We start from the raw sequence: 14,313 nt of genomic DNA, 5'->3' as shown, positions 1-14,313 counted from the left end.
GCGCCATAGAGCCATAGAGCCATAGAGCCATAGAGAAGTCGAGTTAGGGGGACTCGCTCCACGCAGGGTGAGGAGTCGAGCTGTATCTGGTGGTCGTCGAGCACGCGATGGGCGCGGGAAATGGACTCGGAGGAGAACTCCCCGCAACGCCGCTCCCGTTCCAGCACATTACGCTCGGCCGTGAGCTGGGCGTGCCGGATGCACGTGACTCCTTAAGTGACGCCGAAAATTTTCGCGCTCAGTCTACCCCCGGCCCCCGGTCAGTTGATGCTGACGAGCTGCAGCATCAGGCTCGTCGCAGAGGCGAGCACCACGCTGCCGAAAAAGAAGCTGAGCAGACTGTGCCTCAACACCGCCAGGCGGATCGGGGCCGCACGGACCGCGGCGTCAGACGTAGTGAAGGACGTCCCGATGGTGAACGCAAAATACGCGAACTCGAGGTAGGTCGGTGCGTCGTCACTGTTGAAATCGATGGCGGGCGATGAGTCTTCCGCGTCCTCATAGTAGAGAGCTGCGTAGCGCAGCATGTAGACGATCTGGATGATGGTCCAGGCGCCGAGCACCGCCGCCAGCCCCAGCCCCGCGTTGATCACCCGGGCTACAGAGGTTGAATCCGCCGCGACCAGCATGGCCGCCATGCCGGCTACCGCGGCGGCGGCCGCTACCACGTGGAGAGCGTCGCGCACCGCACGACGAGGATCTTCGCGCTGGGCGTGCAGCCGCGTCTGTTCAGCATCCATGCCTCGCACCGACCACGTGACCCACAGGGTATGGGTTGCGACCAAGGCGATCCAGCCGAGGAGTGCGGCCGTGAGCCACGGAGTGGACATCTGCGCCTTCGGGCCGGAGAGCCAGAACCCGCTGAGCAGGGTCACCGCGGCCCCGACGGCCACCGCTGTCACGACGCGGTTCCGGTCGCGAAGCCAGAAGTCACTGCGGAGAGAAGTCATGAGCTCATCTTTCCAGAGACGGACTATATCGGATCAGGAGGGATCCGTGGTATGTTGAAGGTGCTTGATAACGATGTTGTGTCCCGTTCTGCAGACGGTGGCCGCTGGGTGTTCGCTCCCCGCGCGTTCTCAAGTGCGACATTCATCGCCGTCGTGACCGTGACAGGTCCTCGAGACGGCCTCACAGATAGTTTTATATTCCTCCCAGATTCACCGCTTCACACTCCTGGCGCCGCATCCGGCCGCACGCATTCCGCTTCTCACTGCCCTCGGTCCGTACGACCTGACTGGGCCTCCCGCTCCCTGAACATCTCAAGTTTGCTGTCCGCACATGCGGGCGGTTATCTAGCCGCAGACACGTGGTTAGCCCGAAAGAAAGAAGAAAAATAACATGGCAACTGGCACCGTAAAGTGGTTCAACTCCGAAAAGGGCTACGGCTTCATTGCAGCTGAAGACGGCTCCGGCGATCTGTTCGCTCACTACACCGGCATCGTTGGCGACAACTACCGCAACCTGGAAGAGAACCAGAAGGTCGAGTTCGACGTCGAGCAGGGCCAGAAGGGCCTGCAGGCCGTCAACATCCGCCCGCTCTGAAGCGCGCGAGAGTCTCTGCCCGCCCCGCGGGCTGACCTCTGGTAGGCGTTGACGCCTGCCACACCACGGGCCCGGTACCCGAGCAATCGCTCAGGAACCGGGCCCGTTCTGTGTCTCCGGAGTGTCACCCCGAGTTCCTCCTCAGACGGGACGGAACTGGGTGATCATCGGGCAGTCGAAGGGATCCCTCGCGGAGAGCCCGACCTTGTTGAGGTAGGTGATCACCTGAGCGTAGGACTCTCGCACCGTGGCCACGGTGTAAGGGATCCTGTGCTCGGCGCAGTAGCTTCGCACGATCTCGGAGACCCCGTGGAGGTTCGGTCGGGGCATCGACGGGAACAGGTGGTGCTCCACCTGGTAGTTCAGCCCGCCGAACACCACGGACAGCGCGGCGTTGCCGAACCGGGTGCGCCCCATGACATTGCGACTCGTCAGCACCTGGCGGGAGAAGAAGTCGATGCGCGAATTCGCGGGCACCATCGGCATGCCCTTGTGATTCGGTGCGAAAGACCCGCCCATATAGATCCCGAAGACGGCGAGCTGGACGCCGAGGAACGCGAAGGCGATACCCACCGGCAGCACCAGGAAGACCAGCGTGACATAGACGGAGAGCCGCAGGAAGATCCCGGTCAGCTCCCGCCGACGGCGCTTGACCCGCTGCGCCACGAAGAGGTGCTTGATCGACTGCACGTGAAGGTTCAGGCCTTCCAACGTCAGCAGCGGGAAGAACAGGTAGCCCTGACGGTGGGTGATCCACTTCAGCACCCCGGTCTGGCGCTGAGCGTCGACGGGCTGGAAGGAGATGGTGTCCCACTCGATATCGGGGTCACGGCCGATCGTGTTGGGCGTGGCATGGTGTTTGTTGTGTTTCTGCATCCACCACTGGTAGCTGATCCCCACCACGATGTTCGCCAGGAACCGGCCCAGCCGGTCGTTGGACTTCCCGGAGGAGAGGATCTGCCGGTGGGCGGCCTCGTGGGCGAGGAACGCGAACTGGGTCAGCACGATGCCCAGCGCCGCGGCCATCAGCAGCTGGAACCAGCTGTCGCCCAGCAGGATCACCCCGGTGACGATGCCGCCGAGCAGCGCGACGAGGACACCCGCCGTCCAGGCGTAGTAGTCGCGCCTGCGGCCCATCAGCCCGGCCTGCTTGACCAGGGCCTTGATGTGGAAGAAGGAGGCCGGATCACCCGGGCGGGCGTCGTCGGCGATGGTGGTCGTGGAGGTGCTGGTGCTCATGGCTCGTCCTCAGCGGGTGACAGTGGGACTTCTCAGCCGAAGGTGCCGAAGATCTCAGCTCCTCTGCCCCCGACTCTACGGGACCAAGGTGAGTGTTGGCATGACGTCGGCCCCGGAGCCTGTGCGATACAGGATCCGGGGCCGACGCCGTCGTGGGTGAGGCCAGCGGCTCAGAGCTGGTTGCCCAGTTTGAACCCCTTCGACGCTTCACCGTGGTACGAACCCTCGTCGTCGCCGGCGCGGGTGTACGAGAACCCGTCGGCGCCGATGGTGACATCCAGCTCGGACTTGTGCTCGCGGTCATGGATCGGCTGCGGGTTGCCGTCCAGATCCAGCACCAGCGAGGCTTCCGTGTACCAGGACGGGACCACCGGGTTGCCCCACCAGTCGCGGCGCTGGTTGTCGTGGACGTCCCAGTGCACCACCGGGTTGTCGGGGTCGCCGGTGTAGTAGTCCTGGGTGTAGATCTCCACGCGGTGGCCGTCCGGATCCAGGATGTACAGGTAGAACGCGTTGGACACCCCGTGACGGCCGGGGCCGCGCTCGATGCGGTCGGAAATCCGCAGCGCACCCATCTTGTCGCAGATGTAGAGGATGTTGTGTTTCTCGTGGGTGGCGAAGGCGACGTGGTGCATGCGCGGACCATTGCCGCCGGTCATCGCGGTGTCGTGCACGGTAGGCTTGCGACGCATCCAGGCGGCATACTCGGTGCCCTCGGAGTCCGAGATGTCCTCGGTGATCCGGAAGCCCAGGCCCTCCATGTAACGGCAAGCACGTGGCACGTCTGGGGTCACCTGGTTGAAGTGGTCCAGGCGGACCAGGGCACCGGCGCTGTGCAGGTCGTAGCGCCAGGCCAGCCGCTCCACGTGCTCGACCTCGTAGAAGAACTCGTAGGGGAAGCCCAGAGGATCGATGACGCGCACCGAGTCACCGATGCCGCGCACGAATCCGTCCTTGGAGCGACGGGTCTCGCAGCCCAGCTCCTTGAAGTAGGCCTCCGCGGCGTCCACCTCTTCGGCGCTGCGCACGCGGTAGGAGAACGCTGCCACTGCCGCCACGGGGCCCTTGCGCAACACCAGGTTGTGGTGGATGAACTCATCGGTGGAGCGCAGGTAGATGGCGTCGTCGTCCTCGACCGTGACGGTGAGTCCGAGCAGGTCCACGTAGAACTCGCGCGACTTCGCCAGGTCGGTGACCACGAGCTCCATGTAGGCGCAGCGCAGAATATCCGGTGCCGGGACCGATGGGGTGGGGATGGGTGTTGAATCAGTCATGGGTGCTCCTTTGCTGTGGTCGTGGTGCCGCGAAGTTCGGCCCACGATGTGGTCTGGGACACAGCCACTACCAGGATCGTATACGATTTGTCGGATCGTGGGAAGTGGTTTCTGCGTCGTGTGGGGTGGAGTAGTAGTTGGGATAATTCGGGTGTAATAGTGGCGAGGGTTGAGTGAAGGAGCACAGGTGACAGAGCGTGTGGAACCCGTCAGATGCGACACCGCGATTCTGATTCCCTCGACGGTGGAGGATCTCGAGTCGTTCGTCGCCGATCCAGCACGGTATCTCTGCAGCGTGAGCGAAGAGCCGCTTGCGGCGGCCCGGCTGTGGTCCGAACGGCTCCGCCGCAATCCCTTTGGGGGCGACGGGGTGGTCAGCATCGTCTACTACGGGCAGGAACTCATCGGCCCTTCCTGGTGGGATGACGTGACGGGGGTCTGGGAGGCGCTCATCAACTGTGTCGAAGCGTTCCGCAGCGGTGAGCCGCGGATAGCAACCTTGTCGGGTCAGCCGGTTGAGTTGTCGTTACGCCGAGTCCCTGCCGGGGCGCTGTTCTCGATCGATCGCAGAACCACGCTCGTGGATCCCGGCGTGTTCATCCAGGGTGTCCTCGACGGCGCCGCCGAGTTTTCCGCTTGGGTGCACGAATACCTGGGTACGTGCGATGCACCCTCGGTGGAGCGGATCAACCGACTGCGCTGATGCTTCGGTTTGAGTGGTACCCCGCCAGGGAGGTAACGGGGTACCACTCTCGGAGCGCTGGCTCCGGCTGGCTACTGCTGCTTGCCGAAGACGGGGTTGTGGACCTCGCCGAGGTTGATGTGCACGGCCTGCTGGTCGGTGTAGAAATCGATGGAACGGTAGCCGCCCTCGTGGCCCAGCCCGGAAGCCTTCACGCCGCCAAACGGGGTACGCAGGTCGCGCACGTTGTTCGAGTTCAGCCACACCATGCCGGCCTCCACCGACTGCGCGAAGTTGTGCGAGCGCTTCAGATCGTTGGTCCAGATGTAGGCGGCCAGTCCGTACTTGGTGTTGTTCGCCAGTTCCAACGCCTCTTCATCGGTATCGAAGGGAGTGATGGCGACGACGGGGCCGAAGATCTCCTCCTGGAAGATGCGCGCGTCCGGGGCGACGTCGGCGAAGACCGTGGGGGAGACGAAGTTGCCGGTCGGGAACTCCTCCGGGCGGCCGCCGCCGGCGGTCAGCCGGGCCTCGGTCTTGCCGATCTCGACGTAGCTCATGACTTTCTCGAAGTGCTCGGGGTGCACCAGGGCGCCCACCTCGGTGGTCTCGTCCTCGGGCAGGCCCACCTTCACCCGGGAGGCCTGGGCGGAGTAGCGCTCCACGAACTCGTCGTAGATGCCGCGCTGGACCAGGATGCGGGATCCGGCCGTGCAGCGCTCGCCGTTCAGCGAGAAGACCCCGAAGATGGTGGCGTCGATGGCGGCGTCCAGGTCGGCGTCGTCAAAGACGACGGCAGGGGACTTACCGCCGAGCTCCATGGACAGGCCCTTCAGATGCGGGGCCGCATTGGCGAAAATGATCTGCCCGGTGCGCGATTCGCCGGTGAAGGAAATCAGTGGAACGTCGGGGTGCTTGACCAGCGAATCTCCGGCGAAGCCCTCCTCACCGTAGCCGTGCACCATGTTGAACACGCCGGCGGGCAGCCCAGCCTCCTCGAAGATGCCGGGCCACAGCGAAGCAGACAGCGGAGTGAACTCGGCGGGCTTGAGCACCACGGTGTTGCCGGTGGCGATGGCCGGTCCCAGCTTCCAGGACTCCAGCATGAACGGGGTGTTCCAGGGGGTGATCAACCCGGCCACGCCGATGGGCTTACGGTTGACGTAGTTCGCCTGGCGGCCGGGAACCTTGAAGGCGTCGTCGTGCTGAGCCACAATGAGGTCTGCGAAGAAGCGGAAGTTCTCGGCGGCGCGGTTTGCCTGGCCGCGAGCCTGCTTGATGGGCAGCCCGGTGTCGAAGCACTCCATCTCGGCGAGCTCCTGGCTGCGAGACTCGACGATGTCGGCGATCTTGTGCAACACCCGGGAGCGCTCGCGGGGGAGCATCTCCGGCCACGGGCCGTTCTCGAAGGCGTCCTTCGCGGCTGCGACGGCGGCGTCGATATCGGCCACCTTGCCGGAAGCGGCCTTCAGATAGGGCTCGTTCGTGACGGGGTTGAGCACGTCGAAGGTCTCGCCGTCGATCGAGTCGACGTGCTGGCCTCCGATGTAGTGCTGGATTTTCTCGGGCAGGTTGGCGGGGACGAATGCTTTGCTCACGAGGCGTTCCTTTCGGTGGTGTGCTCGGTGTGCTGTAGGTAGGCGTTCAGGGTATTGAGACGGTGCTGGCGGGCGGCATTCTCTATCTCAGCGAAAGCGGCACCGGATTTGATGAGGTTCAATAGCTGCTCGTGCTCGGCCACGGATTCTTCGGCCCGTCCGGGTACATAGGCGAAGGTGGAGGAGCGCAACGCGGCCAGACGGTTCCAGCCGCGGTGCACCAGATCGTGAATGTGGGCGTTCTGGTGGTGCTCGAACAGCACGGAGTGGAACTGCTTGTTCAGCTGGGTGAACTCCGGCGGATCAAACTCCTCGCGTCCATCGACCTGGGCGCGCATCTTGTCATTGATCTTTCGGGCCGTTTCCAGCTCCGCCTCGGTGACCAACGGTGCGCACTGCGCCGTCGAGAATCCCTCAACCAGGGCCAGTGTTTCCATGGTGGTCTGATACTCCACCGGATCGATCCCCACGACAGTGGCGCCGACATTGCGCTCGTAGGCCACCAGGTTCTCGGACTGCAGACGGCGGATGGCTTCCCGCACCGGCACCACGGACATGTCGAGTTCGGCGGCGATTTGGGCCAACACCAGCCGGTCGCCCGGTTCATAGCGCTGGGCTTGGATGCCGGCAACGATGGCCTGGTAGGCGACGTCGGCTTTGGACACGGTCACTGCTGGGCCACCCATTCCTGGTACTTGGCTTTCCATTCCGCATTCGGCGGGAAGAGGCCATCGACCGGGTGCCCGGCCTTGACCTGGTCGTAGACCCAGCCGTCCTGGCGGTCCTGTTCCCAGGCGGCGTCGATCACCTCGTGGAGCAGCGCGGGCGGGACGACCACGACACCGTCGTCGTCGCCGATGATGATGTCGCCGGGTTGCACCGTGGTGCCGCCGCAGGCAATGGTGCCGCCGACCTCCCACGGGATGTGGCGGCGGCCGAGCACGGCGGGGTGGGCAGCGTTGTAGTACACGGGGATGCCGACCTCGGCGACGGCGGCCGAATCGCGGACCCCGCCGTCGGTGATGACCGCGGTGGCGCCAGCGACCTGGGCGCGCAGGGCGAGGACGTCGCCGAGGGTGCCGGTGCCGGGTTCGCCGCGGGCCTCCATGACGACGACGTCGTCCGGCTTGACGTCATCCATGGCGCGCTTCTGGGCGTTGAATCCGCCGCCGAATTCCTTGAACAGGTCTTCACGCTTGGGCACGTAGCGCAGGGTTTTGGCGTAGCCGAGTATGCGCTTCCCAGGGTGCATGGGGCGGGGGCCGTCGATGGTGGCGTTCTGGATGCCGCGCTTCTGCAGCTGGGCGGTGATGGTGGCAACCGCGGTCTCGTTGATCTTGGTCTTGAGGGACTCGGTGAGCAGGGTGCGATCAGCCGTGGGGGCCGAGGGCTCCCAGCGGAGGTCGGTGTTCGCGGCCGGGGCTGTTGAAGCGGCGGGGGCATCGAGGCCGGCGGCCTCGCGGGAACCCCAGGCTTCTTCGCGCTGGGTGTCATCCACCTGGGGGCCGTGGCCGTAATCCGCCATCGGGTGTTCGGAGGCCACAACCCGGGTGACGAGGCGGCCGGTGGTGGGTGAGCCGGGTGCGGTGGGGGCGTCGACTTCGACCTCGACGGTGTCGCCGGGCTGGGCCACGGAGGAGCCGGCAGGGGTGCCTGTGAGAATGATGTCGCCGGCCTCCAGGGTCATCAGCTGGGAGAGATCGGCGACGAGCTGACCAAAGGGGAAGACCAGATCTGCGGTGGTGTCGTTCTGCTGCAGTGTGCCGTTGACCCAGGTGCGCACGCGCAGGGCAGTGGGGTCGAGTGCTGTGCCGTCGTCGAGGGTGGTCGGGATGATGGCCGGGCCCAGCGGGGTGTAGCCGTCGCCGGACTTGTTCTTCACGTTGGAGCCCTTGTCGGCGTGGCGCAGATCGTAGAGGCCCCAGTCGTTGGCAGCGGTGATGCCGGAGATCTTCGACCAACCCTCTTCGGGGGAAACGCGGCGCACGGTTTCGCCGAGAATGAGCGCGATTTCGCCTTCGTAGGCGAGCAGTTCGGTGCCGGCGGGGCGCTCGATGGTGTCGCCGGTGGTGGCGATGGAGGAGGTGGCTTTGAGGAAGTAGCCGGGGAACTTCGGCGAGCGGCCGCGCTGGGCGATGCGGGAAGGGTAATTGAGGTGAAGAGCGATGATCTTGCCTGGGCGATGGTCTGGGGCGCGGAAGTCGACGTCGTCGTGCATGCTCATCTGGTACCTCTCGACAGGGCTGTGCGTGGAGCGCTTCTGTGATGCGTCTCACGATGGATCGTATACGATCCGTGGTTCTGCTGGCAAGGGGTGGCTCAGGCTGTTGATGGTGGTGAGGGGTTGGACGCGGCCGGTCACCATGAAATCGCCCGCGACCACGAGGCTGAGGTGGGACAGGGTGGCGAGATCCACCCAGGTGCGCTCGATGTTCGTTAAAGAGATGTTGTAGTGGTGCAGGATTTGCTCCTGAAGCAGCTGCACTCGATGGGTCACGATGCCCTGGCGGAGGGCTCTCGACGTTGTGGGCCTGATGGTGATGTGGACCTCGGGGCGCGCCTGTAACTGGTGAGACAGCGCAATATTGTGGTGGTGAGCCGCCGGGAGGTGCGAGTATGCGCCAGGCGGAAGGGTCGCTTGGAGCCCCCGAAGATCGGACAGCGAGTAGTTGTGAGCCGGTACTGGGAGGCCGGCATCCATTCGGCACTGGTGAACGAGGTGCCCTGGAATTGCGGAGGAACTGGCGTCAACCGGTAGCCCAGGTCCTGAGAATATGGAGGCTGCCGCGGTGTGGAGGAGCTGAGTGACACCGCCAACACAAAAAGCTCGGCCAGCGCGGCTCCGGAGAAGAGCACACCCGCCGAGGGCGAGACGGCCGAGATGCCCGCCGAAGAACTGGTGGAGCAGGACGAGCGGCGCTTTGTGGTGGTGATTCAGACAGCCACGGACGGCCCCGCAGGGATCAGCTCGGAAGCAACCGCGGAATTTACCCGGCTGGCCACGGCTGCGCTGGAGCTGACGCGCCAGGAGGCTAGTCGGTCGTGATCTGCTCGCCGCGCTCGAACGGATCTAGGCCGAGCAGGGTGTCGAGATCTTCGCCGTCGACCAGAATGCGGGCGTCCTCGACGCCGGCGGCCGCGGCGGCGGTGGCCTCGAACTGGGCACGGATCCGGTAGGACTCGCACACGCTGCGGGTGACCACACTGCCGGAGAGGTTGACCTCCACGGTGTCGCCCTGAATCTCATAGTCCTGCAAGGTGAGGGATTCAGATGAGAGCAGCACGGAGTTGGTCAGCGCAGGGTCACCGTGGCGGTACTGCTGGTCCTGCAACAGGAAATTGAGTGCGTCTTCTACGGGATCTTCGGTCTTCATGGGAACCGTGTTGACCTGGAGGAGCAAATCCTCACAGCCGATCTGCGCGCCGGTCACACCGCTGGGGTACTGGCCGGACAAGGCCACGAAGTAGAGGGGAAGCGGGGCGAAGCCGTCGTCATCGGGGGCGAGGTCGAGCTCGTCGGCCGCGGACGTGGGGTCGGCGTCTCCGGGAGAGGACGACTCTTCTGCGCAACCGGCCAGAGTGAGCAACAACGCGCATCCGGCGGCGACCGCGGCTACGCGGCGTTCTGCGCGGCGACGAGGGCGCGGTGCTGCAGGGTTCATGGATCTCCCGGGGTGGGCTGGGTGGCGTGGGTGTCCGCCGGTTGGCGGCATTGTTGCCCCTCATCCTAACGCGACTGAGCCTCCGGTGCCGTGGTCGTAACCACCGCGCCGGAGGCTCGTGAGGCGGAAACCAGTAGGTCAGCGCCGGTTCGGGTTCAGCTGAGTTCGACGCCGGTAGCGGCGCGGACCTCTTCTTCGGATACGCCGGGAGCGGTCTCCACCAGGCGCAACTCCGGGCGCTCGGCGGTGCCCACCACGTCGATCACGGCAAGATCGGTGATGATCCGGTCCACCACGCCCTTGCCGGTCAGCGGCAGGGTGCACTCGGGCAGGATCTTCGGGGTGCCGTCTTTGGCAGTGTGGTCCATCAGGATGATCACCTGGGCCGCGCCGTGCACGAGATCCATGGCACCGCCCATGCCCTTGACCATCTTGCCCGGCACCATCCAGTTGGCCAGGTCGCCATTGGCTGCCACCTGCATGGCGCCCAGCACGGCGATATCGATCTTTCCGCCGCGGATCATCGCGAAACTCTGCGCCGAGTCGAAGAACGACGCCCCCGGATTCACAGTGACGGTCTCTTTGCCTGCGTTGATCAGATCCGGGTCGATCTGGTCCTCGGTGGGGTACGGGCCGGTGCCCAGAATCCCGTTCTCAGACTGCAGGATGATAGTCCGATCTTCGGGAATGTAGTTCGGGATCAGCGTGGGCATGCCGATGCCGAGGTTGACGTAGGCGCCATCGGTCAGTTCCTGTGCGGCGCGGGCCGCCATCTGCTGGCGGGTCCAGCCAGTGCGCTCGGTCTGCTGCGTCATCTCAGTTCTCCTCTCGCACGGTGCGCTTCTCGATGGGCTTCTCGATGTCGGTGCCGACCTCCACCACGCGGTGAACGTAGACCCCGGGCAGGTGTACCTCGTCGGGATCGATCTCCCCGGGCTCTACCAGTTCCTCCACCTGGGCGATGCAGATGCGCCCGGCGCTGGCAGCCGGTGGTGCGAACTGGCGGGAGGCCTTGTTGAACACCAGGTTCCCGTGCCGGTCTCCCTTCGCGGCGTGCACGAGGGAGAAATCGGTCACCAGTGCCTCCTCCAGCGCAAATTCCTGCTCGGTGCCGTAGGTGTTGAACGTACGCACCTCTTTCGCCGGAGACTCTTTCACCACGTTGCCCTCGGTGTCGTAGCGCATCGGGATGCCGCCGTCGGCCACTTGGGTCCCGACGCCGGTCTGAGTGTAGAACCCTGGAATGCCCGCGCCGCCGGCGCGCAGCTTCTCCGCGAGGGTGCCCTGCGGGACCAGCTCCACTTCGAGCTCGCCCTCCAAGTACTGGCGTGCGAACTCCTTGTTCTCACCCACATACGACGACGTCATCTTCGCGATGCGGCCGGCGCTGAGCAGGATGCCCAGGCCCCAGCCGTCCACGCCGCAGTTGTTCGAAACGATGGACAGGTTCCCGGCGCCCTGCTCGAGGAGCGCCTCAATGAGCTGGATCGGGTTTCCGGAGAGCCCGAACCCGGAGACGGCGAGCGAGGCGCCGTCGGGAATGTCGGCCACAGCCTCCGCGGCGGAGGCAACGGTCTTGTCGAGTGTCATGGTGTGATTCCTCTTCTCTCGGTACTGGCCACGATACTGGTCCGCGCCGTCCGAGGGGATGTTGGGGAGACGATCAGCTGGCGGACCAGTCGCCGTCCTCGCTGGATCCGCTCGACATGACAGTATTGGCCGGGCTGTCGAAGTGCTCGCCCGCGGCCATCAGGCGACGACGACGGTACTCCAGCCACAGCAGGCCGCCGCCGAAAATCAGTGCGCCGCCCATCAGGCCCATGCCTGGGCCAGGGAAGGACTCGATGCCGAAGAACTGGCCGGGAATGATGTTCTGCACCTGCGGGGAGCCGGGCAGCGCCGTCATCGTGAAGGTGAAGATGCCCAGAGCGATGGTGCCCGGAATGAGCCGTCGCGGGATGTCCGTCACCCGGAAGAGCTCGCAGGCCAGCGGGTACATCACGAACGCGACGATGAACAGGCTGATGCGCAAGAGCATGGCGTCTCCTCGTTGAAGGTGCGGGTGGAGATTTTCGACTCACACCAGACTGCGGGGCACGGTGTGATCTGCGCACATTCGCTTCTTCAATGTCGGCTCCGTACTTTCGTGGTCACCTACAAACCCCGACCAAGCCCCGACCCTCTTGGTGTACTTGCGAATGTTTCACTCACGGCAACATCGTACACTTGTCTTAAGGTGCCATCGACGTGTAGGTTGAAATTACGGGAACAGGAAAGCGAAGAGCACGTGGTCGTGAACTGGGCGAGGAGGCGAGGGGATGACGGCATTGGCAGAGGAGCAGCTCCTTGATCTCACTCAGCTCACCGATTCCCAAATGCTGGCCGCCCTTGCTACCTTGCCCCTGCATCGCCAGTTGGGTCTCGCGCAGCGCATCGTTGCGGAGGTGCGTGACGTCGTCGTCGAACCCTCCTCGATTCAGCGGTTCGAGAGTCTCAACTCGCACGGCGATGATGAGCAACCACTGGACTGGGGCACGCTGTGGGCTACCGGATCTTTCGACGACGATGCGCCGGCGTCGGGAAGTCCCTGCGCCGCCGGGGCAGAGCGGGTCCACCCCGACGAGTCTGACGACCTCCCTTGGCTGCCCGCGGTAGTGCGCGCGGCTGAAGACTTGCGGCGCAGTGCCGATGCGGTGAATTCCGCGCTCGCCGCTCACGTGGATCGGTCCTTCTCCCTGCGTGCGACTCGCTATGAACGGCTCGGCATTCCGGAGAAGGAAACCGACTACACCGGCGCCCCGGCGTATCTGGCCGAGCTGATCGGAGTGTCAAAGAGCGTCGCCCGGACGCGGGTGAAGGCCGGTCAGCATCTGCTTCCGCGCCCGCTGCCTGGTGCGCTCGCGGAGGTCACCGATTCTGCCGCACCGCGTTATCGCCACACCGGCCGCGCCTACACTTCTGGATCCGTCGCGCCGGAGAACGCCCAGCGCATCACCAGTTCCCTCCAGGAGGTGGTCACCTACGGCCGGCGCTGTAAAGTGCCTCAGGAGAAGGTGAATCTGGCCATCGCCTCGGGTGATAAGTTCCTGGCGGGGCAGGTCAGCATTGGTACGGCAGAGGAATTCCGCGACCTTTGCGCCACTTGGGTCGAGCGCACCAAGGCCCTGCTGGACCAGGACGGCGTGCCACCGGAAGAGAATGGCAAGCCACCCGCTCACGGTCTGAGCTACCTGGGGCGCAACGCCGACGGGTTGCATGAGTGGAAGATGCGCCTCAATGATGTCCTGCACGAGTTGCTGGCGTCCCTGACCTCGGCCGCCACGAATCCGCGGTCGCTCACCGTCAAGGAGCGCGCCCAAGCACTCGATGCCCTGTTCGAGCGCTACCAAGCTGAAGTAGGGCTGAACGGCGACGACGCTCCCGCGGATTCTGCTGCAGATTCGAGCTCCGCTGGGCTTGCGGTCGAGCCCGATGCCGGAACCGACGAAACCACAGGGGCTGATTCCAACACCGGACCCGACGCGCAGTCCGGAACGGAAGATGATGGTTTCCGCCTCGAGCCGGGCAACGTTGCCCTCGACCCACTCGATCCGGAGTTCACACCGCCGGACCCCTGGGCGACGCCCGAACAGATCCGCCTGAACCGACCGCTCCGCGAAGCTCTACAGCTGGAAGCGCTGATGGCCGCGTTCTACGCTGGCATGCAGGGGTTGGCACGGGAAGGGGAGCTGCCGAAAAACAGCGGACTGCTGCCGCGCATCAACGCCGTCGTCGATTACGAGGAACTGGTTCGACAAGTCGAAGGCGAGTCACCCGGATCGAAGCCCCCGCCGCTGCGAGGTCGGGGCACGTTGTTTGAAGCTACTCACACGGGGCCGTTCAGTCCCACGGAGATTCTGGCGCTGAGTTGTGATGCTTTGATTATTCCGACAGTGATGAATCCCGAGAAAACGGTGGTGCTGGCCCAAGGGCGCGACCATCGGCTACTGCCACAAGCCATGAAGAACGCGCTGATTGCCCGCGACGGCGGTTGCGCACGCCCGGGCTGCACCGCGCCCGCAGCCTGGTGCCAGGGCCACCATGTGAAGCACTGGGCGAAAGGCGGCACGACTGACCTCGACAATCTGGTGCTGTTGTGCCCCGGATGTCACCGGTTGGTACATCACGATAAGTACAGCGTGAAAATGGTCGACGGCGTCGCCTGGTTTACTCCGGCCATCTGGCTCAACCCAGATCCGACTCCGCAGCGCAACAGCTACCATCGCCCGGGCAATGCGGATCTCGATCCTCCCCCAGCATGGGAGTGAACAGCC

Annotated in this window: 15 protein-coding genes; 4 read left to right on the top strand and 11 right to left on the bottom strand. The window is 64.7% G+C overall.

The window, feature by feature from the left end; all coding sequences use genetic code 11:
- Positions 1-260: 260 nt before the first annotated feature.
- Positions 261-950, bottom strand: coding sequence for a DUF1345 domain-containing protein (locus P8192_RS12945; RefSeq protein WP_278157430.1), 690 nt, complete (start codon positions 948-950; stop codon positions 261-263).
- A 391-nt stretch (positions 951-1,341) separates the two neighbouring features.
- On the opposite strand from P8192_RS12945, the gene P8192_RS12940 reads away from it, so the two are divergent.
- Positions 1,342-1,545 (top strand): cold-shock protein, encoded by a 204-nt coding sequence (locus P8192_RS12940; protein WP_270107094.1) that lies wholly within the window; start codon positions 1,342-1,344, stop codon positions 1,543-1,545.
- Between the two features lie 141 nt (positions 1,546-1,686).
- Here P8192_RS12940 and P8192_RS12935 read toward each other — a convergent pair whose 3' ends face one another.
- Entirely contained in the window at positions 1,687-2,784 is a 1,098-nt protein-coding gene (locus P8192_RS12935; protein ID WP_278157429.1) for a fatty acid desaturase family protein, read from the bottom strand.
- 170 nt (positions 2,785-2,954) lie between these two features.
- On the bottom strand, positions 2,955-4,058 hold the full coding sequence (gene hpaD / locus P8192_RS12930; protein ID WP_278157428.1) for a 3,4-dihydroxyphenylacetate 2,3-dioxygenase: 1,104 nt from the start codon (positions 4,056-4,058) through the stop codon (positions 2,955-2,957).
- A 187-nt stretch (positions 4,059-4,245) separates the two neighbouring features.
- On the opposite strand from hpaD, the gene P8192_RS12925 reads away from it, so the two are divergent.
- Entirely contained in the window at positions 4,246-4,761 is a 516-nt protein-coding gene (locus tag P8192_RS12925; RefSeq protein WP_278157426.1) for a hypothetical protein, read from the top strand.
- A 71-nt stretch (positions 4,762-4,832) separates the two neighbouring features.
- On the opposite strand, the gene hpaE is transcribed toward P8192_RS12925, so the two are convergent.
- From hpaE to P8192_RS12905, 4 genes are read right to left on the bottom strand one after another with little or no spacing between them, the layout of a single operon-like run.
- A complete protein-coding gene (hpaE, locus tag P8192_RS12920; protein WP_270107097.1) occupies positions 4,833-6,338 on the bottom strand; it encodes a 5-carboxymethyl-2-hydroxymuconate semialdehyde dehydrogenase in 1,506 nt (501 codons plus the stop codon).
- On the bottom strand, positions 6,335-7,045 hold the full coding sequence (locus P8192_RS12915; protein WP_278157425.1) for a GntR family transcriptional regulator: 711 nt from the start codon (positions 7,043-7,045) through the stop codon (positions 6,335-6,337). The genes hpaE and P8192_RS12915 overlap by 4 nt, the downstream gene beginning before the upstream one ends.
- Positions 7,006-8,562 carry a fumarylacetoacetate hydrolase family protein gene (locus P8192_RS12910; RefSeq protein WP_278157424.1) on the bottom strand — a complete coding sequence of 519 codons (1,557 nt, stop codon included), beginning with the start codon at positions 8,560-8,562 and terminating at the stop codon, positions 7,006-7,008. Before P8192_RS12910 ends, P8192_RS12915 begins: the two co-directional genes overlap by 40 nt.
- Positions 8,563-8,610: 48 nt before the next feature.
- Positions 8,611-8,823 (bottom strand): hypothetical protein, encoded by a 213-nt coding sequence (locus P8192_RS12905; RefSeq protein ID WP_278157423.1) that lies wholly within the window; start codon positions 8,821-8,823, stop codon positions 8,611-8,613.
- 306 nt (positions 8,824-9,129) lie between these two features.
- Here P8192_RS12905 and P8192_RS12900 point away from each other — a divergent pair, with 306 nt between their 5' ends.
- A complete protein-coding gene (locus tag P8192_RS12900; RefSeq protein ID WP_278157422.1) occupies positions 9,130-9,384 on the top strand; it encodes a hypothetical protein in 255 nt (84 codons plus the stop codon).
- On the opposite strand, the gene P8192_RS12895 is transcribed toward P8192_RS12900, so the two are convergent.
- The 4 genes from P8192_RS12895 to P8192_RS12880 all read right to left on the bottom strand — a co-directional run bounded on the left by P8192_RS12895 (position 9,371) and on the right by P8192_RS12880 (position 12,038).
- Complete coding sequence (locus P8192_RS12895) at positions 9,371-10,000, bottom strand: GerMN domain-containing protein (protein ID WP_278157421.1); 630 nt, start codon at positions 9,998-10,000, stop codon at positions 9,371-9,373. The genes P8192_RS12900 and P8192_RS12895 overlap by 14 nt on opposite strands.
- 155 nt (positions 10,001-10,155) lie before the next feature.
- A complete protein-coding gene (locus P8192_RS12890; RefSeq protein WP_278157420.1) occupies positions 10,156-10,815 on the bottom strand; it encodes a CoA transferase subunit B in 660 nt (219 codons plus the stop codon).
- Position 10,816: 1 nt separating this feature from the next.
- Positions 10,817-11,590: a CoA transferase subunit A gene (locus tag P8192_RS12885; protein WP_278157419.1), complete on the bottom strand. Its 774-nt coding sequence runs from the start codon at positions 11,588-11,590 to the stop codon at positions 10,817-10,819.
- A 73-nt stretch (positions 11,591-11,663) separates the two neighbouring features.
- Entirely contained in the window at positions 11,664-12,038 is a 375-nt protein-coding gene (locus P8192_RS12880) for a hypothetical protein (protein ID WP_278157418.1), read from the bottom strand.
- A gap of 280 nt (positions 12,039-12,318) precedes the next feature.
- On the opposite strand from P8192_RS12880, the gene P8192_RS12875 reads away from it, so the two are divergent.
- Positions 12,319-14,307, top strand: a complete 1,989-nt coding sequence (locus P8192_RS12875; RefSeq protein WP_278157417.1) for an HNH endonuclease signature motif containing protein — start codon at positions 12,319-12,321, stop codon at positions 14,305-14,307.
- Positions 14,308-14,313: the final 6 nt, after the last annotated feature.

Source organism: Citricoccus muralis (assembly GCF_029637705.1).
GTDB lineage: Bacteria > Actinomycetota > Actinomycetes > Actinomycetales > Micrococcaceae > CmP2.
This window is presented reverse-complemented; position numbering and strand designations above follow the sequence as displayed.